The organism is Nocardia sp. NPDC051832, assembly GCF_040681285.1.
GTDB lineage: Bacteria > Actinomycetota > Actinomycetes > Mycobacteriales > Mycobacteriaceae > Nocardia.
The window spans coordinates 1-25016 of sequence record NZ_JBFAYL010000006.1 but is presented as its reverse complement, the minus strand read 5'-3'; the positions used below and the strand labels follow the sequence as shown (position 1 = coordinate 25016).

Annotated in this window: 26 protein-coding genes and 1 riboswitch; of the genes, 15 read left to right on the top strand and 11 right to left on the bottom strand. The window is 66.6% G+C overall.

Annotated features, from left to right (window positions below; translation table 11 throughout):
- Positions 1-27 precede the first annotated feature (27 nt).
- From AB0M14_RS32555 to AB0M14_RS32540, 4 genes are read right to left on the bottom strand one after another with little or no spacing between them, the layout of a single operon-like run.
- On the bottom strand, positions 28-459 hold the full coding sequence (locus tag AB0M14_RS32555) for a carboxymuconolactone decarboxylase family protein (RefSeq protein WP_365002145.1): 432 nt from the start codon (positions 457-459) through the stop codon (positions 28-30).
- Positions 456-1379 carry an NAD(P)-dependent oxidoreductase gene (locus tag AB0M14_RS32550; protein WP_365002143.1) on the bottom strand — a complete coding sequence of 308 codons (924 nt, stop codon included), beginning with the start codon at positions 1377-1379 and terminating at the stop codon, positions 456-458. The genes AB0M14_RS32555 and AB0M14_RS32550 overlap by 4 nt, the downstream gene beginning before the upstream one ends.
- Positions 1376-2125, bottom strand: a complete 750-nt coding sequence (locus AB0M14_RS32545) for an SDR family oxidoreductase (protein ID WP_365002141.1) — start codon at positions 2123-2125, stop codon at positions 1376-1378. The genes AB0M14_RS32550 and AB0M14_RS32545 overlap by 4 nt, the downstream gene beginning before the upstream one ends.
- A gap of 13 nt (positions 2126-2138) precedes the next feature.
- Positions 2139-3608, bottom strand: coding sequence for an aldehyde dehydrogenase (locus AB0M14_RS32540; RefSeq protein WP_365002138.1), 1470 nt, complete (start codon positions 3606-3608; stop codon positions 2139-2141).
- Positions 3609-3846: 238 nt separating this feature from the next.
- Between AB0M14_RS32540 and AB0M14_RS32535 the strand changes: the two genes are divergently transcribed.
- From AB0M14_RS32535 to AB0M14_RS32500, 8 genes are read left to right on the top strand one after another with little or no spacing between them, the layout of a single operon-like run.
- Positions 3847-5052 carry a cytochrome P450 gene (locus AB0M14_RS32535; protein ID WP_365002135.1) on the top strand — a complete coding sequence of 402 codons (1206 nt, stop codon included), beginning with the start codon at positions 3847-3849 and terminating at the stop codon, positions 5050-5052.
- Complete coding sequence (locus AB0M14_RS32530; protein ID WP_365002132.1) at positions 5053-5838, top strand: SDR family oxidoreductase; 786 nt, start codon at positions 5053-5055, stop codon at positions 5836-5838.
- A 21-nt stretch (positions 5839-5859) separates the two neighbouring features.
- Positions 5860-6066, top strand: coding sequence for a ferredoxin (locus AB0M14_RS32525; RefSeq protein ID WP_365002129.1), 207 nt, complete (start codon positions 5860-5862; stop codon positions 6064-6066).
- The gene (locus tag AB0M14_RS32520) at positions 6066-6614 is read left to right on the top strand and encodes a nuclear transport factor 2 family protein (RefSeq protein ID WP_365002126.1); all 549 of its coding nucleotides are present in this window, start codon (positions 6066-6068) and stop codon (positions 6612-6614) included. Before AB0M14_RS32525 ends, AB0M14_RS32520 begins: the two co-directional genes overlap by 1 nt.
- Complete coding sequence (locus AB0M14_RS32515; RefSeq protein ID WP_365002123.1) at positions 6608-7843, top strand: hypothetical protein; 1236 nt, start codon at positions 6608-6610, stop codon at positions 7841-7843. Before AB0M14_RS32520 ends, AB0M14_RS32515 begins: the two co-directional genes overlap by 7 nt.
- A 19-nt stretch (positions 7844-7862) precedes the next feature.
- On the top strand, positions 7863-9446 hold the full coding sequence (locus AB0M14_RS32510; RefSeq protein WP_365002120.1) for an acyl-CoA synthetase: 1584 nt from the start codon (positions 7863-7865) through the stop codon (positions 9444-9446).
- Between the two features lie 50 nt (positions 9447-9496).
- A complete protein-coding gene (locus AB0M14_RS32505; RefSeq protein ID WP_365002118.1) occupies positions 9497-11077 on the top strand; it encodes a succinic semialdehyde dehydrogenase in 1581 nt (526 codons plus the stop codon).
- A gap of 35 nt (positions 11078-11112) precedes the next feature.
- Complete coding sequence (locus tag AB0M14_RS32500) at positions 11113-12339, top strand: cytochrome P450 (protein WP_365002114.1); 1227 nt, start codon at positions 11113-11115, stop codon at positions 12337-12339.
- Positions 12340-12393: 54 nt separating this feature from the next.
- On the opposite strand, the gene AB0M14_RS32495 is transcribed toward AB0M14_RS32500, so the two are convergent.
- The 3 genes from AB0M14_RS32495 to AB0M14_RS32485 all read right to left on the bottom strand — a co-directional run bounded on the left by AB0M14_RS32495 (position 12394) and on the right by AB0M14_RS32485 (position 14954).
- Positions 12394-12867: a hypothetical protein gene (locus tag AB0M14_RS32495; protein ID WP_365002112.1), complete on the bottom strand. Its 474-nt coding sequence runs from the start codon at positions 12865-12867 to the stop codon at positions 12394-12396.
- 136 nt (positions 12868-13003) lie between these two features.
- A complete protein-coding gene (locus AB0M14_RS32490; RefSeq protein WP_365002109.1) occupies positions 13004-13489 on the bottom strand; it encodes a DUF1579 domain-containing protein in 486 nt (161 codons plus the stop codon).
- 100 nt (positions 13490-13589) lie between these two features.
- Positions 13590-14954 (bottom strand): cytochrome P450, encoded by a 1365-nt coding sequence (locus AB0M14_RS32485; protein WP_365002105.1) that lies wholly within the window; start codon positions 14952-14954, stop codon positions 13590-13592.
- 102 nt (positions 14955-15056) lie between these two features.
- On the opposite strand from AB0M14_RS32485, the gene AB0M14_RS32480 reads away from it, so the two are divergent.
- Positions 15057-16271, top strand: coding sequence for an MCE family protein (locus tag AB0M14_RS32480; RefSeq protein ID WP_365002103.1), 1215 nt, complete (start codon positions 15057-15059; stop codon positions 16269-16271).
- 30 nt (positions 16272-16301) lie between these two features.
- On the opposite strand, the gene AB0M14_RS32475 is transcribed toward AB0M14_RS32480, so the two are convergent.
- Together AB0M14_RS32475 and AB0M14_RS32470 are read right to left on the bottom strand one after the other, a co-directional pair.
- Complete coding sequence (locus AB0M14_RS32475; protein WP_365002100.1) at positions 16302-17744, bottom strand: MFS transporter; 1443 nt, start codon at positions 17742-17744, stop codon at positions 16302-16304.
- A 114-nt stretch (positions 17745-17858) separates the two neighbouring features.
- Positions 17859-18143 (bottom strand): hypothetical protein, encoded by a 285-nt coding sequence (locus AB0M14_RS32470; protein WP_365002097.1) that lies wholly within the window; start codon positions 18141-18143, stop codon positions 17859-17861.
- Between the two features lie 153 nt (positions 18144-18296).
- A riboswitch (guanidine-III (ykkC-III) riboswitch) is annotated at positions 18297-18364 on the top strand.
- A 9-nt stretch (positions 18365-18373) separates the two neighbouring features.
- On the opposite strand from AB0M14_RS32470, the gene AB0M14_RS32465 reads away from it, so the two are divergent.
- From AB0M14_RS32465 to AB0M14_RS32455, 3 genes are all read left to right on the top strand, one after another.
- On the top strand, positions 18374-18688 hold the full coding sequence (locus tag AB0M14_RS32465) for a multidrug efflux SMR transporter (RefSeq protein ID WP_365002095.1): 315 nt from the start codon (positions 18374-18376) through the stop codon (positions 18686-18688).
- 84 nt (positions 18689-18772) lie between these two features.
- Positions 18773-19693, top strand: a complete 921-nt coding sequence (locus AB0M14_RS32460; RefSeq protein ID WP_365002092.1) for a helix-turn-helix transcriptional regulator — start codon at positions 18773-18775, stop codon at positions 19691-19693.
- A 767-nt stretch (positions 19694-20460) separates the two neighbouring features.
- Positions 20461-21081 carry a hypothetical protein gene (locus tag AB0M14_RS32455; protein ID WP_365002089.1) on the top strand — a complete coding sequence of 207 codons (621 nt, stop codon included), beginning with the start codon at positions 20461-20463 and terminating at the stop codon, positions 21079-21081.
- A 175-nt stretch (positions 21082-21256) separates the two neighbouring features.
- Here AB0M14_RS32455 and AB0M14_RS32450 read toward each other — a convergent pair whose 3' ends face one another.
- Entirely contained in the window at positions 21257-21724 is a 468-nt protein-coding gene (locus tag AB0M14_RS32450) for a DUF4383 domain-containing protein (RefSeq protein ID WP_365002087.1), read from the bottom strand.
- Between the two features lie 155 nt (positions 21725-21879).
- Between AB0M14_RS32450 and AB0M14_RS32445 the strand changes: the two genes are divergently transcribed.
- Entirely contained in the window at positions 21880-22416 is a 537-nt protein-coding gene (locus tag AB0M14_RS32445; protein WP_365002085.1) for a TetR/AcrR family transcriptional regulator, read from the top strand.
- Positions 22417-22723: 307 nt separating this feature from the next.
- Positions 22724-23194 carry a hypothetical protein gene (locus AB0M14_RS32440; protein ID WP_365002083.1) on the top strand — a complete coding sequence of 157 codons (471 nt, stop codon included), beginning with the start codon at positions 22724-22726 and terminating at the stop codon, positions 23192-23194.
- A 175-nt stretch (positions 23195-23369) separates the two neighbouring features.
- Here AB0M14_RS32440 and AB0M14_RS32435 read toward each other — a convergent pair whose 3' ends face one another.
- Positions 23370-23813: a hypothetical protein gene (locus AB0M14_RS32435; protein WP_365002080.1), complete on the bottom strand. Its 444-nt coding sequence runs from the start codon at positions 23811-23813 to the stop codon at positions 23370-23372.
- Positions 23814-24096: 283 nt separating this feature from the next.
- On the opposite strand from AB0M14_RS32435, the gene AB0M14_RS32430 reads away from it, so the two are divergent.
- Positions 24097-24636, top strand: coding sequence for a hypothetical protein (locus AB0M14_RS32430; RefSeq protein WP_365002077.1), 540 nt, complete (start codon positions 24097-24099; stop codon positions 24634-24636).
- The last annotated feature ends 380 nt before the right edge of the window (positions 24637-25016 follow it).

Genomic DNA, 25016 nt, shown 5'->3' with positions numbered 1-25016 from the left:
GGTGCGATGCGCGGTGTACCGGGCCGGTCAGGCGGTTTCGGTCTCGGAGCTCGCCTCGCGTTCGGCCTGCTCTTTCCGTGCCGCCTTCTTTTGCTGGCCCACAATGGTGCCTACCAGAATGTCGAGCTTGGTGCCGCTGGGCCATCCCACGTAGTGGCACAGGAACAAGGCGATTTCGTGGAGTTCGGCCTCGGTGAGCTCGTTGTTGCGCAGGGCGGCGCCGATCTGGATGCCCGCGGTGTCCATCAGGTTCTGCGCGGTGAGCGCGCCCAGGAGCAGCAGCCTGCGGTCCCGGATACTGAGGCCCTCCCGGGACCAGACGTCGGCGAACAGATGATCGGCGGTCATGGCGAAGTGGTCGCCGGGAAAGTTCTGGAATTCGGTGCCGTAGACCTCGGCCATCTTGGCCAGGCCGCGCCGGCGGATCGCGTCGGAGGTCCCGTTGCTGTTGTCGCTCATGACAGTTCGCCTTCGTGCGGTGTCGGCTGGCTTCCGGCGTTCGCCGGTATGCCGGTGGGGCTGGGGGCCGAGCCTGGGCCGACGCCGAGGCCGGTGCCGAGCTGCCCGAGGGCGAGCGCGGCGAGCGGAAGTTCGGTGCCGAGGCGGGCGCCGAGCTCCAGGGCGAGGGCGAGGTCTTTCTCGCCGAGGTCGCGGACGTGCTGGAGAATCGGCAGCCAGAAATCGCCGGGCTCGATGGGGGCGGTGCTGTCGCGCAACATGATCGCGCCCGGCCCGCCGGTGACTGCATCGGAATGCCGGACTACTTTGCCGAGCTCGGTGATATCCAGCCCGGCGGCCTCGGCCAGGCGCTGCGCCTCCGTAGTGGCCGTGAAGGCGATGAAGTGCAACAGGTTGCGCGCCAGCTTCATCCGGGTGCCCGCACCCACCGGTCCGGCGTGCACGATCAGGTCGGCGAACGCGCCGAACGGTTCCCGGATCCGCTGGAACGCGCCGTCGCTGCCGCCGACCATGACCGCCAGCCGCCCGCTGGCCGCCCCGGGTGCACCGCCGCTGATCGGCGCGTCCACGAATTCGACACTGTGCGCGGCGCATTCGGTGGCGAGTTGCTCGGCGGTCCGGTCGCTGATCGTCGAGTGCACCGCGACGACGCTGCCCGGTTTCGCGGTGTCCAGCACGCCGTCGGGTCCGGTGAGCACCGCCCGCACCTGCTCGTCGTTGACCACCGCGATCGAGATGACCTGACACTGCTCGGCCAGCTGTGCGCCGGAGAACGCCGTCGCCGCACCGGAATCGGCGAATTTCCGCATCGTCTCGGCTCGGGCATCGCTGACCGTCAGCCCGCCGCGCCACCCCAGCAGGCGCTCGGCCATGGGCGCGCCCATATTGCCCAGTCCGATGAATCCCACTCGGTCGGTCATGCCCGGAACACCTGTCCGCCATCGATATTGAAGATCTGACCGGTCACCCAGCTCGCTTCGTCGGAGAGCAGGTACAGGCAGGCTCCGACCAGATCCTGGGGCGTGCCCATCCGCTTGAGCGGCAACCGGCTCACCATGTCGGTGACGATCTGTTCCGGGGTCACGGCTTTGGTGGCCTCGGTGTCGATCGGTCCGGGCGCGATGGCGTTGATCCGGATGTTGTTGCCGCCGAGTTCGAAAGCCAGCTGCTGGGTCAGGCCGTTCACCCCGACCTTGGCCAGCCCGTAGAAGCTGGAGTATGTCCAAGCGGCCGTGGAGGATTGGTTGACGATCGAGCCGCCCTTCTTGCGCATGTGCGGCCATACCGCGCGGGTCACGTTCAGTGCGCCGTCCATGTTCACCGACATGAACTTCTTGTAGTAGTCCCACGGCACGGTGAGCAACAGATTGAGCTTCATGTCGCCGTAGATAGCGGCATTGTTGACCACGTGGTCGATGCCGCCGAATTCGGCGACGGTGAACTCCGCCAGCTCCTTGGCGGAATCGGGATCGGCGACGTCGCAGCGCGCGAACACCGCCGTCCCGCCGTCGGCGGTGATCTTCTCCACCGTCGCCTGTCCGCGCTCGGCATTCAGGTCGGCGACAACGACTTTCGCGCCCTCGGCCGCCAGGGCGGCGGCGTAGGCCGCGCCGATGCCCTGCGCGGCGCCGGTGACGATGGCGGATCTCCCGGTAAATCGGGCCATGAGCGGTACTCCCTTATCCTGCGGTCGAAATCAGCTTGGTTTCCAGGTACTCCTCGAACCCGGCGATGCCCATCTCGCGTCCGATGCCGGACTGTTTGTAGCCGCCGAACGGCGCGTCGGCGGAGTACCAGACGCCGCCGTTGACGCTGAGCGTCCCGGTGCGCACCCGGTCGGTGACGTGGCGCAGGCGTGCGGGATCGGTGCCCCACACCGAACCGGACAGGCCGTAGGGAGAGTCGTTGGCGATGCGGATGGCGTCGTCGTCGCCGTCGTGCGGGATGATGACCAGCACCGGCCCGAAGATCTCCTCGCGCGCCACCGTCGCACTGTTCGGGACGTCCGCGATGAGGGTGGGTTCGAGGAAGAAGCCGCGGTCCTGTCCGGCGGGCCTGCCGCCGCCCACCACGATCCGGCCGCCTTCGGCGCGCGCGATCTGCAGATACCGCTCGACCCGGGTGCGCTGGCGTTCGGAGATGAGCGGCCCGCAGACCGTGCCCGGCGAGCTCGGGTCGCCGGGCACGATGCCGCGCAAGGTCGTGGCGGCCACCTCGATCGCCTCGTCGTAGACCGCGCGCGGCACCAGCAGCCGGGTGCTCAGCGCGCAGCCCTGTCCGGCGTGCACACTCACCGAGAATGCCGTAACCCCGACTGCGGCGGCGAGATTCGCGTCGTCCAGCACGATGGCCGCGGACTTTCCGCCGAGCTCGAGGAAGGCCTTCTTCAGGTTCGCCGCCGCGCCCCGCATGACCGCCCGCCCGGTCTGGGTGGACCCGGTGAAGCTGATCATGTCGACCCGCGGGTCCTCGGTGAGGATCGATCCGAGCGCGTGGTTGGCCGAGGTCACGATGTTCACCACGCCGGCCGGGATATCGGTGTGCTCGGCGATGATCGCGCCGACCGCCGCCGCGCACCACGGCGTATCCGGAGCGGGCTTGAGCACCACCGTGTTTCCGGCCGCGAGCGCGGGCCCGAGCTTGGCGAAATTGATCTGGTGCGGGAAGTTCCACGGCGTGATCGCCCCGACCACGCCGACCGGCTCCCGGCGCAGCACCCGGTGGCTCTGGATGCCCATCGGGGTCGCGGTGCCGAGATCGGTTTCCCAGCTGTAGGTTTCGGCGAGTCCGGCCGCGTACTCCAGGTCCGCGACCGGTCCTTCCAGCTGCGGGCCGCGGGTGAACATCAGCGGTGCGCCCGCCTCGGCGACCGTGATCGACCGCAGCTCTTCGATATTCGCCTCCAGCGCGGTGCGCAGCTGGCGCAGGCAGTGCGCGCGGAAGGCGTGCTCGCGAGACCAGTCGGTGTCGTCGAAGGCGGTGCGCGCGGCGGAGATCGCGGCGTCGAGGTCGGCGGCGTTCCCGTCAGCGGCCTGGCCGAGCACCTCCTCGGTGGCGGGGTTGGTCGTGGCGAAAACGCCGTTGCCGCCGTCGATCAGCTTGCCGCCGACCAGCAGTGGCGCACCCCCGGCGGGGAGCAGGTTGCTCATGCACACTCCGATCCTGTCTGGACATGTGTACGGAATATAGTCCGGACTGCGGAAATGGCGCAAGAACGAGTTGCAGAAACAGGTCTCGGCTGCGAATTCTTCTGAGAATCCGGTCGAATCGTTGTCGAAGCCTAGGCCCGCTGGTACCGTCCAGACACATGTCCAGCTATGTGTCTCCCACTAGCGGTCAGAGCCTGTCGATAAGCGAGAACGTGTTCTCGAAAGTGGGGTGCGCGCAATGACAACCGCGTCGGTGGAGCCGTTGATCTTCGATCCGTACGACTATCGCTTCCACGAGGATCCGTACCCGACCTACCAGCGCCTGCGCACCGAGGCGCCGCTGTATCACAACCCGGAACTCGGCTTCTGGGCCTTGTCGCGACATGTGGACGTCGCCAACGGTTTTCGTGACGCGGCGCGGTTGTCGAGCGCCAACGGCGTCTCCCTGGATCCGGCCGCCTACGGCCCGCACGCCCACCGGGTGATGTCGTTCCTGGCGATGGACGATCCGCGGCATCTGCGGCTGCGCCGGCTGGTCTTCAAAGGCTTCACGCCCAAGCGGGTCGCCGAAATGGAAGGCCGCATCAGGGAACTCACGCTGTCCTATCTGGAACCCGCGCTCGAGCGCGGGTCCTTCGACTGGATCGACGAGGTCGCGGGCAAACTCCCGATGGACGTGATCTCGGAACTGATGGGCGTCCCCGTCGCGGACCGCGCCGAGATCCGCCGCCTCGCCGACCTGGTCGTGCACCGCGAAGACGGCGTCCTCGACATCCCCATGGCCGCCGCCAAAGCCTCGATGACCCTGATCGGCTACTACGCCGACATGGTCGCCGAACGCCGCCGCACCCCCGCCGACGATCTGACCTCCGCCCTGCTGAGCGCCGAAGCCGACGGCGACCACCTCACCGAAGAGGAGATCATCGGGTTCATGTTCCTGATGGTCGTCGCGGGCAACGAGACCACCACGAAACTGCTTGGCAACGCGCTGTATTGGGGTGCGAAGCACCCGGGGGAGTACGCCAAGGTGGCCGCCGAGGACCATCTGGTCCCGGACTGGGTCGAGGAGACCCTGCGCTACGACACCTCCAGCCAGATCCTGGCCCGCACCGCCACCACCGATATCGACTACCCGTACGGCACGATCCCCGCCGGGTCGAAGGTGCTGCTGCTGATCGGCTCGGCCAACCGCGATCCCGAGGTCTTCGCCGACGGCGACGCCTACCGGATCGAACGCACCGACAAGGCGGCGCTGACGAGTTTCGGTGCGGGCGTGCACTTCTGCCTCGGCGCGCACCTGGCCCGCCTGGAAACCAATGTCGCTCTGCGGGAATTCGCCGCGCGGGTCCGCGCCTACGACGTGGCCGACGCCGGGATCGAACGCGTGCACTCCAGCAATGTCCGCGGATTCGCGAAACTACCCATCACCGTGGAGGTCCGGTAAATGCCCCGTTTCGAACCCAACCCGGATCGCCGGCCCGCCCTCGTCGCAGGCGCCTCCTCCGGTATCGGCGCGGCCACCGCGGTCGCGCTCGCCGAACTCGGACATCCGGTCGCCCTCGGCGCCCGCCGGGTCGACAAGTGCGCGGAACTGGCCGAGAAGATCGAAGCCGACGGCGGAACGGCGTTCGCGCACCGCCTCGATGTCACCGACGCGGAGTCGGTCGACGCCTTCGTCAGCGCCGCCGAAAAAGCACTGGGCCCCACCGAGATCCTGGTCTCCGGCGCGGGCGATATCGAGTTCGGCCCGGTGCACGAGATGGATCCTGAGCGGTTCCTGCACCAGATCGCCGTGCATTTGGGCGGCGCGCATCGTCTAGCCCATCGCGTGCTCCCGGGCATGATCGCCAGGCAGCGGGGCGATGTCGTGCTCATCAGCTCCGACTGCGCCCCCGAACCCCGGCCGCGGACCGGTGCCTACAGCGCCGCGAAATCCGGCCTCGAGGCGATGGCTCTGCAAATGCGCATGGAACTCGAAGGCACCGGCGTGCGGGCGTCGCTGGTGCGGCCGGGCCCGACCCTGACCGGCATGGGCATGAATTCGACCCCCGAGGTGGTCGGCCCGATGCTCGAGGCCTGGAAGGAGTGGGGATTCGCCCGCCACGCCTACATGCTGCGCGCCCAGGATCTGGCGGCCGCGGTGGTCGCGGTGGTCAGCGTCCCCCGCGGCGCGCACCTGGTGCTCGTCGAAGTCCAGCCCGAAGCGCCGCTGCGGCCGGCGGACGCCTGATCCCCGTGGGAGGAACCAGCCATGAAGATCGTCGCTGATCTGGATCTGTGCCAGGGGCATGCGGTGTGCCAGGACGAAGCGCCCGATGTCTTCAGCGTCCCCAAGCGCGGCAAGGTCGAAATCGCCGACCCCGCAGCCGATTCCGCCGACGTGCAGCGCGCGGTCCGGTACTGCCCGACCCAAGCGCTCTCGATCGTGACCGAGAACCGAACCGAAGGAGCCCGGTGATGACCGGTTACCCCCGCACCGAACTCGACGACATGGTGCAGCGCTGGCTGGTGGAGAACCAGCGCTGCGAGGAGAAGGGCGACTGGAAACCGCTCGCCGAGATGTACACCGAGGACGCCACCTACGGCTGGAACTACGGGCCGACCCAGGAGTTCATGGCGGTCGGGCGCGCGGAGATCCGCGAGCTCGCCCTCGGCCAGGAGATGTTCGGCCTGGAGGGCTGGACCTACCCCTATCAGGAGTTCGTGGTCGACGAACGCAGCGGCACCGTCATCGGCCTGTGGAAGCAGATCAGCGAACGCACCCGCCCGGACGGTTCGCACTACTCACCGCAGGGCATCGGCGGCAGCTGGTTCCGCTACGGCGGCGACTTCCAATGGTCCTGGCAGCGTGACTTCTTCGACTTCGGCAACGTCTCGGCGATGTTCTTGGAGATGATCCAGAACAACGCGCTCTCGGATGGCATGCAGAAACGCATCCAGCGCTCGGTCGCCGGGCCGCTGCCCGGCTGGTATCCGGTCGGCGAAGGACCGGCGCCGCTGTGGTGAGTAGTTTTGGCCAGCTCGACCGGGCCACTCTCGCACGCCTGGTCCCGGAGCTGCTGCTGTGCGGGCACCTCATCGACCGGTCCGGCATGGCGCACTGCATCGCCGCGTTCGGCCGGCCCGGCATGACCGCGGTCGCGATCGAGGAATGGCAGGTGGCCAGCCCGGTCTACACCCGGCGGATGCGCCGCGCCCTGCGTATCGAAGGCGACGGGGTCGAGACGATCTTCAAGGGCCTGCAGCTCGACATCGGCGCGCCACCGCAGTTCATGGACTTCCGGTATCGCGTCGAGGACCACGATCACGGCGAATTCTGGCTCGACCACTGCGGGGCGCTGCTCGATGTGGAGCCGATGGGCGAGGAGTTCGTGGTCGCGATGTGCCACGACATGGAGGACCCGACCTTCGACGCGACCGCGCTGGCGACCAATCCGCACGCCCAGGTCCGGCCGATCCATCGGCCGCCGCGGACCCCGGCCGACCGGCATCCGATGTGCGCCTGGCGGGTCACCATCGATCCGGCGCACGAACCGCCGCCGGTGCCGGCGAACTCCGATCAGGTCGCGAATTCGTTTGCGGCGCAGCTGGAACTGCCCGATATCGATCCGGAGGACGAGGGGCGGTCCGACTATGCGGGCCCGCTGCTCAGCGATCTGCGTTTCGCGGACTTCTCCCGATCGGCGCTGATTCGCCTGGCCGACGAGGTCTGCCTGCAGCAGCACCTGCTGGCCCTGGGCTTTCTCATCGCGGTCCGCGCCCGCACCGACCGTGCGGCCGAGATCGGCCGCAAACAGTTCACCGGCATCGCCGGGATCACCTCCGAACGACTGCGCGCCGCACTGGATCTGGGTGACGACACCGCCGGGCTTGCCACTGTGCTGCGCGTGCATCCGGCGTGGAATCCGCTGTCCTACACCGGTATCCAGATTACCGACACCCCCGACTCGGTATCGATCCGGCTGCCGCGCCGCAGCGGCGCGCAATCGGACGGGGTGTGGCCCGCCCTGCTCGACCCCGGCCACCTGCAACCGCTGGAGGCGATGGTGCGCGGGGTGAACCCGTGCGCCTACGTCCGTGCGGTCGAGGCCGACGAGTTCGGCTGGAGCGTCGAAATTGCCCTCGGGACAGCGCCTTTCCGGGAAGCTACAGAGGTGGCGATCACCCGGTTCAGCAAGGGGGCCGCCTTCACTTTCACCGATCGCGGCATTCCGTTGCCGCTGACCGTGCGGTAACGCACGACAAGGAAGAACCATGGCCAATAATTTCGCCGACCTGTACGAGCACTCCGCCGACGCGATGCCGGACCGGGTGGCCGTGATCGAAGGGGACCGGCAGGTCAGCTTCGCCGAACTCGACGCCAACGCCAACCGGCTCGCGCACTATTTGGCCTCGACCGGCGTGCGGGCCGGCACACACGTCGGCTTCCAGATGCACAACGGCATCGCCACCCTGGAGACGCTGATCGCCTGCTTCAAGATCCGGGCGGTCCCGATCAACATCAACTACCGGTACGGCGCGGACGAACTGCGCTACGTCTACGACAACGCCGACCTCGAGGTGCTCGTCTACCACGACACCTACGAGGCCGCGGTGCGCCCGGCCGCCGCCCAGGTCGAGTCGCTGCGCGAGCTGATCGTCGTCGGCGAAAGCAGCGGCGGGACAACGCCGTACGCGGACGCGCTCGCGGCCGGCGCCCCGGACCGGGACTTCGGGCCGCGCAGCGCCGACGATCTGTTCATGATGTACACCGGCGGCACCACCGGCCTGCCCAAAGGCGTGATGTGGCGCCAGGAGGACATGTGGCGGGTCCTCGGCGGCGGCATCGACTTCTACACCAACGAGCCCGTCGCCGACGAGTTCCAGCAGTCCCGAGTGGGTTCCGGCAACCCCCAGATGACCTGGTTCGTCCTGCCGCCGCTGATCCACGCCGCCGCCATGATGCCCACCTTCACCGCGCTGTGGTCCGGCAACGCGGTGGTCTTCGAGCCGAAATTCGATCCGCAGCGGATCTGGGAGGTGATCGAACGGCGGAAACCACAGGTGCTTGTCATCACCGGGGACGCCATGGCCCGGCCGCTGATCGATGCCTACCGGGTGCGCCCGGTCGAATCCTCGGTGCTCGCCATCGGGTCCGGCGCGGCGCTGCTGTCGCAGCCGGTGAAGAACACCCTGCTGGAGATGTTCCCTTCGACGATGGTCACCGATTCCATCGGGTCCTCCGAAACCGGTTTCGGCGGCATCGGTGTCGCGCAGAAGGACGACAACCCGAGTCGGGGTCCGCGGGTGCAGACCGGGCGCGGGGCGGTCGTCGTCGACGACGACGGTCATCCGGTCGGGCCGGGGGCGGAAGGCTGGGTGGGCAAGACCGGCGCGGTGCCGCTGGGCTACTACAAGGATCCGGTCAAGACCGAGAAGCTGTTCAAGACCGTCGACGGCGCGCGCATGGTGATCACCGACGACCGGGCCCGCAAGGAATCCGACGGGTCGATCACGCTGCTGGGGCGCGGGAACATGGTGGTCAATACCGGTGGGGAGAAGGTGTTCGTCGAAGAGGTCGAGGCCGTGGTGAAGGCGCACGAGGCCGTCTACGACGCGGTGGTGATCGGTATGCCGCACGAACGGTGGGGTCAGCAGGTCGCCGCGGTCGTCTCGGCTTCGGGGCGGGTGGAATTCGGCGATCTGGAAGCGCATGTGCGCAAGCATCTGGCGGGATACAAGGTGCCGCGCCGGATCTGGCTGGCCGAGGAGGTCGTGCGCTCCCCGAGCGGCAAACCCGACTATCGCTGGGCCAAAGACTTTGCGGCACAGCACGAGCCGACCTATCAGGTGGAATGATCCGCGGACATCCGCGCCCGACTTCCGCGTACCCGATGGAGGCAAACGCTATGAGCACCACCGAAACCACGGCCACCCTACCGGCTCGGGTCACGCCCGAGCTGATCGCGCGGCTCACCGGCATGGTCGTCGCGAGCGACGCCGACCCGTACGAAATGATCGAGGTCTACACCGGCGCGACCGTCGGCTCGCTGCCGCAGTCCACGCCGGAAGACATCACCGCCGCCTACGCCAAGGCCCGTGCCGCGCAAAGGGAATGGGCGTCCTGGCCAGTGAAGCGTCGGCTCGCGGTCTTCGAACGCGCGCACGAACTCTTGCTCGCCGAATGCGAGACCACCGCCGACTTGATCCAAGTCGGCTGCGGCAAGGCCCGGCGGATGGCTGTCGAGGAGTCCTGCGATGTGCCGATGGTCATCAGCCACTACCTCAAGACCGCGCGAAAGACCCTGCGCCCCAAGCGTCGCGGCGGCCCGCTGCCGGTGCTGACCAGCTCCACCGAAGAGCATCGCCCCAAGGGTGTGGTCGCGGTGATCGCGCCGTGGAACTTCCCGTTCGCGATCGCGCTGTCGGATTCGATCCCCGCGCTGATCGCCGGCAACGGGGTGGTGCTGAAGCCGGACAACAAGACCGCGCTCTGCGCGCTGTTCGGCGTGGAGTTGCTCTACCGGGCGGGCCTGCCCGAGGGACTGTTCCAGGTGGTGTGCGGTGAAGGCCCGGAGGTCGGGCCGACGCTGATCGACAACGCCGACTTCGTGATGTTCACCGGCTCCACCGCCACCGGCCGCATCGTGGGCGAAGGAGCGGGCCGCAACCTGATCGGGTGCAGCCTGGAACTCGGTGGCAAGAACCCGCTGATCGTGTGCGCGGACGCGAACCTCGACGAGGTGATTCCAGGTGCGACCTTCGCGGTGTTCGCCAACTCCGGGCAGGCCTGCATGCACATCGAGCGGATCTACGTGCACGAGAGCCGCTACGACGAGTTCGTGCGCCGATTCGTCGCCGCCGCGGCCGATCTGAACGCCAAGATCGGCGCGAGCTACGACTACACCCCCGAATTCGGGTCGCTGGTGTCGGTGCAGCACATGGAGCGGGTCGCCGCCCACATCGAGGACGCGCGCGCCAAGGGCGCCACCGTGCTGACCGGCGGCAAGCCGCGCCCCGACATCGGGCCCGCGTTCTATGAGGCCACCGTGCTGACCGGCGTCACCCCGGAGATGACGCACGCGCGCGCGGAGACCTTCGGCCCGGTCGCCGCCGTCTACAAGTTCGCCGACGAGCAGGAGGCGATCCGGCTCGCCAACGACACCGACTATGGGCTCAACGCCAGCGTCTGGAGCGGAGATCCGGCCCGGGCCCGGCGGATCGCCGCCCAGCTCGAAGCCGGCAACATCAACATCAACGACGGCTTCGTCACCACCTACGCGTCCAAGGCCACCCCGTCGGGCGGGGTCAAGAACTCCGGGGTCGGCGCCCGGCACGGCGACGACGGTCTCCTCAAATACACCGACACCATCAACGTCGGCGTGCAGAAACGCCAGGTGCTGGCGGCACGCGACGGCATGCCCTACCCGAAGCAGTTGCAGATGACCCTGGCGTCGCTGCGGCTCATGCGTCGAACTCGCTTGCGCTGAGCCCGTAGTGCGCCGGGCCCTAGAAGGAGGCAGCCATGGCGGCTCCGTCTTTTCCGGCCGGTTTCGATTTCACCGACCCCGAACTGTGGGAACAGCGAAGTCCCGTCGAGGAATTCGCGTTGCTGCGCCGCACCGCGCCGGTGTGGTGGAACGCGCAACCCGACGAGACCTCGGGCGGCTTCCGGGACGGCGGCTTCTGGGTGGTGAGCCGGCACGAGGACGTGAAAGAGATCTCCCGGAACTCGGAGCTGTATTCCGCGCAGCGCAAAGGCGCGATCATCCGGCTGCCCAACGACACCACCCCGGAACAAATGGAACTCACCGGCGCGCTGCTGGTGAACATGGACCCGCCCAAGCATTCCCGGACGCGGCGCATCGTCACCAAGGGCTTCACGCCGCGGGCGGTGGAAGGCTTGCGGGCGGCGCTGACCGAGCGCGCCGCCCGCATCGTGCACGAGGCCAAGAAGTCCGGCGGCGGCGATTTCGTGCAGCAGGTGGCGTGCGAGCTGCCGCTCCAGGCGATCGCGGAGCTGCTGGGGGTGCCCGATGTGGACCGGCGCAAACTGTTCGACTGGTCGAATTCGACGCTGAACTACGATGATCCGGAGTACGGCGACGCGAATATGGCATTCGCTGAAATCATCGGTTACGCCTGGAACATGGCCGAGCAGCGGCGCGCCAGCCCGGTCGGCGATATCGTCAGCACGCTGGTGCACGCGGGCCTGGACGGCGAGGCGCTCGGCTCCGACGAATTCGGTTTCTTCGTGGTGCTGCTGGCGATCGCCGGCAACGAAACGACACGCAATGCGGTGACGCACGGCATGAAAGCATTCGTGGACCACCCCGACCAATGGGAGCTCTACCGGGAACAGCGCCCCAGAACCGCCGCCGACGAAGTGGTGCGCTGGGCGACACCGGTGAACGCCTTCCAGCGCACCGCCACCCAGGACGTCGAACTCGGCGGCGCGCAGGTCAAGGCGGGGGACCGGCTCGGATTGTTCTACAGTTCGGCCAATTTCGACGAGGACGCCTTCACCGACCCGTTCACCTTCGACATCCTGCGCGACCCCAACCCGCACGTCGGTTTCGGCGGCACCGGCGCGCACTACTGCGTCGGCGCGAATCTGGCGCGGCTGGAGATCGATCTGATGTTCAACGCCATCGCCGAAGTCATGCCCGACATCACCGAGGTCTCCGAACCGGTGCGCTTGCGGTCCGGCTGGATCAACGGCATCAAGAGCTGGCAGGTGCGCTACGCGTGAGCGCCCGCCGCGAACGTGGCGCGCCCGGGTCGGGGCGCGCTACGTTCCGGCTGGTCAGCAGGTCGGCGCAATGCAATTGAGCCGGAAATCCGCCGAATTGTGGGTCACTCCAGTGCGTTGCATCGTGAACAGGCCGCCGGCTCGGCCGTCGAAAGTGCCGCCATGGGAGACATTCCACTGGATATCCGCGTAAGCGGGCCCGGCGTTCTCCACCGAGTAATTGACGTGACCGGTACTGAAGAATCCGTTGTGGCTGGAACCCTGGTGCCACACGGCCCGCGCGCCCCGATCGATGATCTGCGGCGGCGAGACGACGAACGGGCCGCCCTTCTCGATCTTGGCTACGCGCAGAATGAGCCGGCGCGAGGTGTTGTTCACCAGGCTGAGATAGACGGTCGGTGTGGTGGGCGGGGGCGGGGGCGGCTGGGCGTGTACCGCGGCCGTCGATCCGGCCACGGCGGCCCCTGCCAGGGCGACGATCACGGCGTAACGCAAACGTCCGAGCGAGTAGGTCGGTGTGCTGAACATGTCTGTCGGTCCTTTCTGTGCGAGGACCGCGCCTGGGAGACGCCGCGCGGCTGATACCACGGTGCGCCCGGCCAGGCTCCGGATCATGAGTAGCCGGCTACCTCAATCCGGAGGAGACACCTCCGCTACGGAGCGATCACGTGGTCCGCCGGTAATGACCCTCCATGAATTGGGTCCAGGCTCCGTCGTCGCCGAGCGTCTGTGAGCGCAGCACCCAATGGTCGTCTGCGAGGAACTCGATGCTGTCCCGATAGCGTGCGAGGGTGTTCTCGTCGACCATGGACGGTCCCTCGCTGTCCAGCGTCAGCACGGTGCGACCCGCGTCGAGCACGCCTTCATAGACGAACATGTGCGGGCCCATCGACGACACCCAGTTCCCCACGAATTTCTCCCGCCAGGGGTCGAACCCGAGGCTGAGACTCCACTGAGCCGGGGCCCCGTCCGGTCCTTGCCCGACCCCGCTCGAGCGCACCCAATACTCGCCGAACGCCGCGAATTCCTCGGTCCCGGTGTCGGTCTGAGGTTCCTCGCCCGGACCCATTTCCATGAGACCGGCGAATGTCCACTGGCCGATGAGCTTGCGCAACCATTCGTGTTCCGCCTGTGGCTTGTGATCGTGCACGGTGTCCTCCCGAGCTGGCAGTAGAGGGAATGTTTCGCCGCCAACAAGTCTGCCCCGTTCGGTGTTTCCGGGAGGTGCGTTCGCCGTGCAGACGCCTGGCCTACCTGCGACGGCGGTACTTGACCCGGCACGGCTGCTGGAGCTGCACCACCATCTTGGAGTGGTCGTTGCGGTAGCTCTCCGAGGGCTGAGCCATCTCGAACTCCCAGTCGCGCAACAGGAGTGAGAAGATGGCCTTGAGCTGCATGAGCGCGAAGGCAGCCCCGACGCAGCGGTGCCGGCCCGCGCCGAAGGGGATCCAGGTCCAGCGGTTGACCAGGTCTTCCTGATTCGGGTCGATATAGCGGCCGGGATCGAACCTCTCGGGGTCCGGGAAGTCCGCGGCGAGCCGATTCGAGACCGCGGGAGTCGCCGCGACCAGATCGCCTTCCTCGATCCGATGTCCGCACACTTCGAAATCGCCGCGCGCCACCCGCATCAGGATGATCAGCGGCGGATGCAGCCGCAGCGTCTCCTTCAGCGTCGCTTCCAGATTCGGAATCTGGCGCAGGGCGCCGAAACTGATATCGGAGCCGTCGGCGTAGAGCTCGTCCAATTCGGTCACCACGGTGCGCATCAAGTCCGGGTGGCGGAGCAGTTCGATGATCGACCACGCGGCGGTGCCGGAGGTGGTGTGGTGGCCGGCGAACATCATCGAGATGAAGATGCCGGTGATCTCGCTGGCGCTGAACCGGGGTTCGCCGTCGTCGCCGGGCACCGAGACCAGCACGTCGAGCATGTCCCGATCATCCTTGCCCGCAGGCGGATTGGCTTTGCGGCCATCCATGATCTCCTGCACCAGGGCGACGAGCTCGATCCGGGCGGCATCGCGGCGCTGGAAGCTTTCGATCGGCGCGTACGGGTCCACGTAGGCGAGGGCGTCGGTGCCGCGCTCCAGGTCGTGATAGAGCCGGGCGAAACGGCCGTCGAGCTGATCGCGGAACTTCTTGCCGATCAGGCACGCCGACGACGTGTAGATGGTCAGCTCGGCGAAGAAGTCGAGCAGGTCGATTTCGCCTTCGTCGCCCCAGTTCCCGAGCATCTGCTCGACCTCGCGGGCGATGGTCGCGGCATGGCCGCGCATCTGCTCGGCCCGCAGCGCCGAATTGTGCAGCATTTCCTTGCGGCGCTCCGGTGGGGCGTCGAATACCACCCCGTCACCGAAGATCGGCTTCATGAACGGATAGGCCGCGCCCTGATCCAGATCCTCGTCGCCGGAACGGAAGAAGAATTCGTTCGCCTCGGCGCCGGACAGCAGGATCACGCGTTTATCGGCGAGGTCGAACGCCCCGACATCGCCGCATTCCGCGCGCACCCGGCGCATCAGGCCGATGGGATCCTCGCGGAATTCGTCGAGGTGGCCGTGCTCGGGCTCCGGCCCGGACGCGTCGTGCAGGGAAACCCGGCGGGGTTTGACCAGGGTCATGGGAAATCCTCCCGATAAGACTGCCCGAAACGACAGATGGACACCTGTCTGGACAGTACTATGGGTCCGATTGGCGGGCAAGGTGATTCACCAGGAGAGCCGATGGGTTCGACAGCGAAGACCAGAACGTGGCGCGAATTCGCCCGTGTCACTTGGCAGGTACTGCGCCTGAAAGTCGCGGGCGCGGGGTTGGTGTGCTTTCTCGTCGCGCTGGTCGTGCTGGTGCTGTCGATGTACTCGGGACGGTTCGTGCCGACGGCCGCGGTGACCGTCGAGACCGCGCGCAGTGGGCTGGTGCTGAATCCCGATGCGAAAGTGGCGTTCCGGGGTGTGCAGATCGGGCGGGTGGCGGCGGTCGACCGGGTGGACGGACGGGTGCGGTTGCGGCTGGAGCTGGATCCGGACCAGTTGCGGCTGGTGCCCGCCAACGCCCGCGTCGACATTCGCTCGAGCACCGTCTTCGGGGCGAAGTTCGTGCATATGACCGCGCCGGAACAACCGGCACGGGAATCGTTGCGGCCGGGTGCGGTGCTGCGCGCGGAATCGGTGACCGTCGAGTTCAATACGGTGTTCGAGCATCTGACGGCGTTGCTCGCCAAGGTCGACCCGGTCCATTTGAACGCGACTGTCACCGCACTGCGGGTCGCGCTCGAGGGGCGGGGCGACAAACTCGGCGAGCTGCTGACGGGCTCGGATGCGCTACTGCGCGAGCTGAATCCGAGCTTGCCCGCGCTGCAACGAGATCTCGCGGCGACCGCGGAGGTGACCCGGTTGTATGCGGAGACGGTGGCGGATCTGTTGCGAAGCACCGCGAATGTGACCGGTACCAGCGGGACCATCGTGGAACGGACGGCGGATCTGGACGCGGTACTGGCGAGTCTGATCGGGCTCGCCGACACCGGAGCGACGGTATTGCGGGAGGGGGAGCGGCCGCTGGTGCAGGCGCTCGACTACTTGCGGCCGACCACCTCGGTGCTGAGCGGGTACCGAACGGCGCTGGCGTGCGTCATCAACGGCATCGCGGTGACCTTGCCGTTCGGGGAGCGGCTGATGGGCGGCCTGCGGCCCGGGGCGTCGTTCAACACGAACCTGCAAATGGGTTCCGCGCCTTACCGATACCCGCAGGATCTACCGAAGGTGAACGCGAGCGGCGGGCCGCAGTGTTTCGGGGCTGCCGACTTCGTGCCGGGGTCGCATACGGACTATCTGGTGACGGATACGAATGTCGGAGCGCCGTTTCTTCCGTCGACCTCGGTGAATCTCAACGGGGACACGGTGTTTCAGGTCCTGTTCAGCGGGTTTCCGGGGGTGCGCTGACCGCACCCCCGGAAGCTCACGAACGCTTCGTCAGCGGGCGGCGCGGGCTCCGAGGGCCGCCGCGACGAGCACGACGATTCCCTCGGCGACCGCCGTCCCACCCAGCGCGTGCGCCGCCGACAACGTGGTCGTCCCCGCCGAGCCCAGGAACACCGTCCCGAACACCGCGATCCCGACCACGACCCCGAGCTGCACGTTGGTGACCAGAATCCCGCTGGCGTCGGCCGCCAATTCCATCGGCACCTTCGCCAGCGTCCGCGTCATCAGCGGGCTGAACGCCAGCCCGTTGCCGACTCCCATGAGCCCGAACAGAATCCAGCCCACCGGGCCGAAATCGGACCCGTCCCGCAGCAGCATCCCCAGCGTCACCATCGAAGCCGCGGCCAGCACCAAGCCGGCGGGAATCATCGGCGCGTGGAACCGCGCCGGAATCCGATCCCAGCGCAGACTCGCCACCGCGAACGTCAACCCCATCGGAATGAACAGCAGCCCCGCGTGCAGCGCGCTGTATCCGAGCGTGCTCTGCAAATGGATCGCCATCACGAACATCCAGCCGCCGAAGGTCGACATGATCACGAACAGCGTTGCCGCCGTGAGCAACAGCCCCGGCGCCCGCAGCGCGCGCTGCGCGAACAGCGGCGCCCCGCCGCGCGCCGCGACCCACCGTTCGATCGCGACGAACCCGGCGAACCCGAACACGCTGGCGCCCAGCAGAATCCAGGTCCACAACGGCCAATCCTGTTCGTGCCCCAGCACCAGCGGCAACACCAGCAGCAGCACCGACACCGTCAGCGTCACCAGCCCGGGCACGTCCACCTTGCGCTGGAACCGCGGCCCACCGGCGGGCAGCACCCGCGGCGCGAGCACCAGCAGCGCCACCCCGATCGGGACATTCACCAGAAACACCCCGCGCCAGCCGCTGCCGAACAGATCCAGGTACACGATCAACCCGCCGAGCACCTGCCCGACCACCACGCCACCGGAGATGATCGCCGAATACATGCTCAGCGCCCTGGCCCGCGCGGTGCCGGTGAACGTGCGCTGAATCAACGTCATCACCTGCGGCACCATCGCCGCCGCACCCACACCCTGCACGAACCGGAACACGATCAGCGAAGCCTCGTCCCAGGCCAGACCACACGCCAGCGAGGCGATCGTGAACAGCGCCAGCCCCGCGACGAACGCCCGCCGCTGCGAGAACCGGTCACCGAGCCGAGCCCCCGTCACCAGCAGCACCGCATAGGCGATCACATACCCGGCAACAATCAACTGCAACGCCGAACCACTGGTATTCAGGTCACTGCGAATCGAAGGTATCGCCACATTGACGATCGAGGAATCGAGCACCGCCATGAACTGCCCGGTGAGAATGATGGCCAGAATGCCGAATGTACGTCGTGAATCCAGAGCAGGCGCTGCCTCCGGAGCTGTCAGCGGAACCGGCACGGGCTGCGCCGGCAAAGTCTGTGTCATGCCTCGAAGCATGTGCCGATTCCGGCACCGGTAACAGGAGCCCAATAAAACTAGTACTGGCAGCACCTGGATATGAGTCGACAACGTACAGCGACGGAGCGCGTAATCCTCTGACTAAACGGCTTCGCACCCGACCCCGTTGCCGTTGTCGTCCAGGTTGTAGACATCCGGCCCGATCACCCGCACCGGGCCGGTATAGGCAGGGCCGTCCCCGTTGCCATTCGCGCAGTCCACGTCGCTGGTGACGGGCACGCACGGATCGTAGGAGGAATGGCACGTCTGCTGAGCTTGTGCGATGTCGAGCCGCTGCCCGACGTCGACGTTGCCACCGTGTCCAGCGAGCACGGATGCGGCGGCCAGCAGCGAGGCTGAAGCGGTGATAAGCGGGAGAGTGGTCATCGTGGTTCCTGTGGGATGTGCGTTCTAAGTTTTACTCGCAATATCGTTGTTTGCTAGATAATTGCTACAAGGCTGTGAGTGGCCGCGCTGGAACGCGGCAGTGTGGGTGACCGGTCTGACATTGCCCCCCATCGGCGGCTGTGAGAAGTTGGTAATGAGCCCGAAACACCGGGCTCCCGGACGAGGGGTGCTGTACCCGGTGTGCGACAAGACGGCCCAGGAGGCCAGTCATGTCGTGGATCGTTCTCGCGCTCTCCGGAGTCCTCGAAGCCGTCTGGGCCACCGCCCTCGGCAAATCTGAAGCATTCACCAAGCTCGTCCCCTCCGTGGTGTTCGGCGTTGCCCTGCTCGGCAGCATGGCCGGCCTGGCCTACGCCATGCGCGACCTCCCCGTCGGCACTTCCTACGCGGTCTGGGTCGGCATCGGCGCCGTCCTCACGGTCGTCTACGCGATGGCCACCGGCGAAGAACCCCTGTCCGTGCTGAAGGTCCTCTTCCTGCTCATGATCATCGGCGGCGTCCTCGGCCTGAAGCTCTCCCACTGAAGCCCGGCACCGGTAACAGGTGCCCGGCAAAACTAGTACTGACAGCACCTGGATAAGCCGAGAGGGATCGGCGACGATCGGTGGGTGACGACAGTGGGAGATGCGCGGGCCTTGAATAAGGCGCAGCGAAACGAGTTGGGCGCCTTCCTGAAGTCGCGGCGGGCGCGCATCACTCCGGAGGATGTCGGGTTGCCGCCGGGCCCGCGACGGCGGACGCCCGGGCTGCGGCGGGAAGAGGTCGCTCAGCTTTCGGGTGTGGGCGTCACTTGGTATACCTGGCTGGAGCAGGGGCGCGAAATCAACGTCAGCGTGCAGGTATTGGACGCGGTGGCCCGCACGCTCGGCTTGGACGCCGCCGAACGTTCACATGTCTACCGTCTGGCGGGCGTGCCCACGATCCCGAGCCCGCACACCGAAACCGGCCTGCCCGAGGAACTTCAGGTCATCCTCGATCATCTGGCGCCACTGCCCGCGGTGCTGCTCAGCGCCCGCTACGACCTGCTGGCCCACAACGACTCCTACGAATCACTGTGCCCGATCCGCGCCGTCGGCGACGTGATCACCGACGTCAACATCGCCAAGCGCGTCTTCCTGACCCCCAAGTGCTGCAACGCCTATCACCACAGCTGGGACGACCTCCGCCGCATGGTCGCCTACCTGCGCGGCGCCTACGCCAAGAACCTGCACGACCCGAGCTGGCAGGAGTTCATCGACGAACTCTGCACCAAGAGCCCCGATTTCGCGACCATGTGGGCCCGCAACGATGTCGCGGTCCCGATCAGCCGCGTGAAAACCGTCCGCAACCTGGCCGTCGGCGACCTCGACATGTTCGTCACTTCCATGTCCCTACCCGCCGTCCCGGGCTCCTGGGTCCAGATCTACACCCCCACCAACGAGGCCGCCTGGACGAAACTGCGCACCCTGCTGGCGATGTCGGAACAGGACCGCGGCGAACCCTGGCTCGAGCACCGCCGCGTCAACCACCCCGAACTCCTCGCCGGCTAGTCGATGGGCAACGGTCTTCACCAAATCAGAGGGATTGCCGCCTGGCCCACGACGTAGCCGATGACCACCGCGGCCGCACCACCGAGCACCACCACGAGCCAGGACTTGCCGCGCCACCGAAGTGTCACCACCACGAGGGTGGTGAGCACAAGAATTCCGATGAGCAGAGCTACGCCAGGTGCGTGATTAACGTACATAGGGTAGCTATCTGCGTGATTGGAATCCATGCTGGTCGGATCGGTTCATCGCGAGTCGATGTTTCACCGGGCAGGCGGCCTGGAGATCATCGTCACTTTTGCGATCCCGCGACTGGCACCCGCCATCTGCGGTGACCGGTGCGAACAGGTAGTCGAAACCTCTGTCAGCACCGGTCAAACCTTCGATCGACGTCCATGCCTTCAGCGCGGCTGCAGCTTCGGGCAGAGACCTGGGAAGGCGTTCGTGCTGCACGTAGATTCCGCTGAACGACCGCCAAGCCTCGGCCACGAGTGTCGGGATTCCCAGCTGATCGATATCCCCGCCAGATCTGTGTTCTCGGGTTTCAGCAGCTCGGCGATCTCAGTGGCGAGATCTGGAAATTCTTCCGCCAGGCGTGGGAACTGGGCTGCCGTCATGCACTGAACCTACAGCCGACAATGTCCACGGCGGGCCAGGCCAACTCACTCATCCGCTGCTGATCGCGCTGACCGAACCGGTTAGGCCGCAGCCCGCCGAGCGCCCATCATGCCGAGGAGCCGGCACGAATCGCTCCCAATAGTCTTGCGGTCATGTCGAAACTGGCACACACCGTCAGCTTTGCAGTCGGTGCCGACACGACTCGGACACCGGTTGTTCTGCTGCATGGCTCACATGGACACGAATCCGATCTCATGCCCCTTGCCAGAGAGTTGGCACCTGGCGCAACCAGGCTCGGCATCCGCGGGACCGTCGACATGGGCGAGGGCTACGCCTTCTTTCATCGGCTTCCGGATCGCCGGGTGGACGAGACGGACATCGCGGCCCGGGTTCCGGTGCTGGCAGATTGCCTCGAAACCGCTTGCACCAACTACAAACTCACCCAACGACCCCTCGCCATCGGCTTTTCGAACGGAGCAATCATGGCGGCGGCGATGCTGCTGAGCCGTCCCGGTCGACTGGCTGGAGCGATCTTGTTCCGACCACTGTCACCATTCATCCACGAGCCTGGTTGCCGCCTGGACAGCACTCCGGTCCTGATTGTCGACGGCGCGCAGGATGCCCGCCGATCACCCGGGGACGGCCAGAAGCTGGCCGAGCAGCTGAGTGCTGTTGGAGGGCTTGTGAGCCATCACATGTTGCCGGTTGGTCATCTGGTCACCGCCGAGGACGTCGAGATAGGCCGCGAATGGCTTCGGCTGTTTGAACATTGAGCAAACTCGGCAGTTGTATACCCCTCGCTCATGTGTGCTGACTTTCATTCAGGGCGAGTGAGCGAGAATGCCGCGACCCGCGCGGTTTGAACTCGCCTGAGCGGGCGTGCGGGAAGAGCAACGGCCGAAGCCTTCTGGTGCCGGCGAACGCGCGATTTTGCCGAATGGCGTGTCTTCAGGCGTGCTGGGTGGCGATGCGGCGGGTGGCGAGTGCGGCGGCGGCGAGTATGAGGGCACCTTCGACGGTGTGCACGATGTTGCCGAAGGTGTCGACAGCCATCATGTGCAAGACGTGGTCACCGCCCGCGAATCCGAGCGCGGCGACGAGAAGGTAGAACGGCCCGCAGAACCAGCTGTAGGCGAGCGCGCCGCGGCGCACCGGCGCGAGAGCGAGCCCGGCGAGGCCGGTGAGCAGGTGGAAGAGGGCGTGCCAGCCGTTGACGGTGACCGGGATGAAGCCCAGGAACTGGATCGTGCACGAGTTCATGTGGCCCCCGAAGGCCATGTCGGGGTAGATCCCGAAGGCGATGACGCCGTTGGCGGTGAACCAGGCCCCGAACGCGAACACGAAGAACTGCAAAGGGGTTGCCAGGACCGCGCTGACATAACGCAAGGCCAGGGCACGGAAATCGGCGAACGACAAGGGGGGTCCTCTCGGTGGGTGCGGGTGCTGGAATGCTCCCCGCCGTTCTAGGCCACTCGTCCTAGAAGTAGGGTGCGAGTATGTTCTAGGACTACTGTCCTAGTCAAACGGCGGTGGTTCGGAGGAGTGTGGTGGCGCGAGATACCCGGATGCGAATGGTTCGCCACGCGGCACTGCTGTTTCGTGGACAGGGGTACGCGGCCACCGGATTTCGCGAGATCGTGGAGCGTGCGGGAACCCGGCGCGGGGTCATCTATCACCACTTCCCGCGCGGTAAGACCGAACTGGCCGAAGAAGTTCTGGCCTTGACCGATTCCACGGTAGGGCCAGCCATCGAGATGGTGTGCGCGCGCCAGGAGCCCATTCCGGCGATGCGGGCGATCCTCGCCGGAGCGAAGATGGTGATGACCGGTGGCGGCTATCCGCCGGGCTGTCCGATCGCCGCCATCGCCCTCGGTGCAGGTCCCGATGATCCCGGCCTGCTCGGCGCGGCGCGTGACGTCTTCCGCCGCTGGCAACAGCCCTTCCGGGACTGTCTGCAACGCAACGGCATTCAGGAACCCGATGCGACGAACCTCGCGACGCTGCTCATCGCCGGCCTGGAAGGTGCACTCGTCCTGTGCCGAACCGAAGGCACCACCGAGCCGCTGGACCGGGTGGCCGCCGGACTCGAACGCGCCCTGCGCACGTAGGAAACAGGCCGATCGAACAAACTGAATTTCCGCTTGCAAGGCCCGCTTGTGACGGGTCAGCTCCCTGAGTTCCTGCCGGAGTTGTGATCGCCCTCGATTTCGTCAGGCCTGGCCGACCAGAGAGGAACCGTGACCGGTGCTGATCTCGCTACTGGTGTGTCAGCTGCCCGGAGGTTTTGGCGGGCACCGCGTTGGGGGTCGATGGACTGGAGCCGCGGCCAGGCCGGGATTTTGGTTGATGCGGAACTGGGCGATGCCCGAGGCTCGCGACAGTGCTGTGTCACCCCTATCGTCTAGGTTTGCCGCTATGGATGAGCAACACCGTCGGAGCGAACACGCCTTGCTGGCATCGCGGGCGTATGAGGCGGCGGAGCAGGCGCTGCGGACGGCGGAGCGCACCTTTGTCGCGGCGATTGGTGCGGCATGGCCAGACCTGGATCCGGATCATGTGATTGCGGTGTGGAAGGAGCTGCGGAGGTCGGCGCAGCACACGAATGTTGAGCAGGCCGCACTCCTCGCAGGGTTGGATCGGCGGGTGACCGCGGACCAGGCGGGGGAGGTGTTGCAGGCGGTGTGGGCAGCGTTTCCGGGCTACACGTTTCATGACGCGCAGCGCGCGCCGGGTGTTGTCGTGGATACGAGGCATCCGGGGACCTGGTTGTTGCATTGGCTGGACGGCCCGGACGGGTGGGCCGCATCGTTTGTCGATCGCGGGCAGCCGGTGCCGGGTGTGACGGTGCGGGCGATGCGAGATGGCCTGCTTATCTCTCCCGAGTAGTGGAGAAAGCCTCTGCACTGGACTGTCCGGGTGGCCGAGGGTGAGCGAACCCGATGAGTGCGGGGGTCGGCCGTACGGGCCGTTGCCGACGCGCCGACGCTCGGGTTGGGCCGCTGGGCGTGCGGTTCGGTTGGCCAACGGTTGGGCTCACGAACGCACACAGCCGAGTCGAGTATCAATCTGTGGTGACCGTGGGATCGGTTCCAAGATCGATGATTTCGGGTGGCTCCCAGGTGAGTACGTTGATGCAGTCCTCGTCCACGAGGAAGTATTCGCGAAGTCCATCTTGCTCACCCCGCCAAAAGGTGGGGCGCTGCCGCTCGAGGTCGAGCCAGCCGCCTCGGAGGACTTCCCACAACCAGCCGTGCGGTTCGCTGTAGGTGTTCCAGTATTCGGTGAGGTCGCCTTCATCCAGTACCCGGAAACCTACTGGGCGACGGAACACCACATGGGCGTGCGAGAAGCTGGGCCCCTGAATGGCAATGGTGAGATCACCGTCGTAGCGCAGATCTCGCACCGCTTTCGACGTGTACCGGCTCGACTCGGCTACCAGGCGACACTGCGGGGCGAAACTCGGAGTGGATTCGGCTCCCTCTGGCTCGCCAGACACGGTAGGCATGAGCCCAATCATGCCTGGCCTTAGCGGTGAGCCTGCGACCGACGCGATGACCTTCGACAGCGAATGCACTCTTCCGCCGCAACCCGCCGCGCGGTTTCGCATCGGCCAACGCGGGCGCGGGGAAGATCGACTGGCGAAGGACATCTGACGCCCGCCGAACGCAAGTCTTTGCCGACGTGCGTTCGGCTGGCGCAAAAGGTCCTCGGCTCGTTGATGTTTCGCGACCCGCGCGGCCCGGCTCGAGGGGCCCGGCCGGCGAGCAGGCTTCGATTAGGCTGTGTCGATGTCAGAGGGGATCGAGCAGCCGGTGTATCGGATCGTGCGCCACAGTCCGGGCGTACTTCACATGTATCGCGACGATGAACACATCGACAGCGACACTGAAAGCGACGAGGATTCGCGCGAAGACATCGAACGCTATGGCACCTTGGTGGCGTGGGATGAGGACTACACCAGCGTCGAGCGGTGGGATGCCGTCGAGACAGACCCACCATGGCGAACCCTCATCGCTGTCAGTTTCCGTTATGTGACTTGGCAATTCGAGGACGTCACGTGTTGGGACGAAATCGATTCGGCGGGCTGGGTCGCCCGACATATCGAGGCGGTGGGTCCGAACCTGACCTACACCGCTGCCACGTCGCTGACTGAGGCACTCGCCGCCCGGGATCACGGCGGGCTGGATGCGGTACGCGCTTACGAGCGGCGGTACGGAGTTCACCCCGAGGTCGCCACGCCAGCCGAAACGCTGGCCGGTCTTGCGCGGATCAACGGCCGGGAGTTCATCGAGCGGTGGAGTGCCGCGCGTGCCAGCCTGGACACATAGGGACCGATGTCTACGACGATGACTCTGAACCGTCGGCCGGCGGCGCGCGCCTTGCGTGACTTGCGACGGCATCGGCAAACGGCGACGGAACTGAATCCCGCTCACGTCCATGGCCTCCCGCTAGCCTCGGAGGCCGTCCCCGTCACGAGAGTGAGGGCCAGCGCCAGCCAGCCCGGCAGACTCGGCGAGGGCTTCTGCCGCGACCCCGCGGTTCGCCGCGGCCAGCACGGTCGCCGGAAGCTCAACGGGCAGAGATGATCGCGGTCTCGGCGAACGCACGATAGTGGCACCCCTTTATTGTCAAGCCGTGGATGCGGGTGCGGGGTTAGCCTGTTGGGTGGGTCCGGGTTGTGGCTTGTCCGAAGGATCGGTGTTCGGGT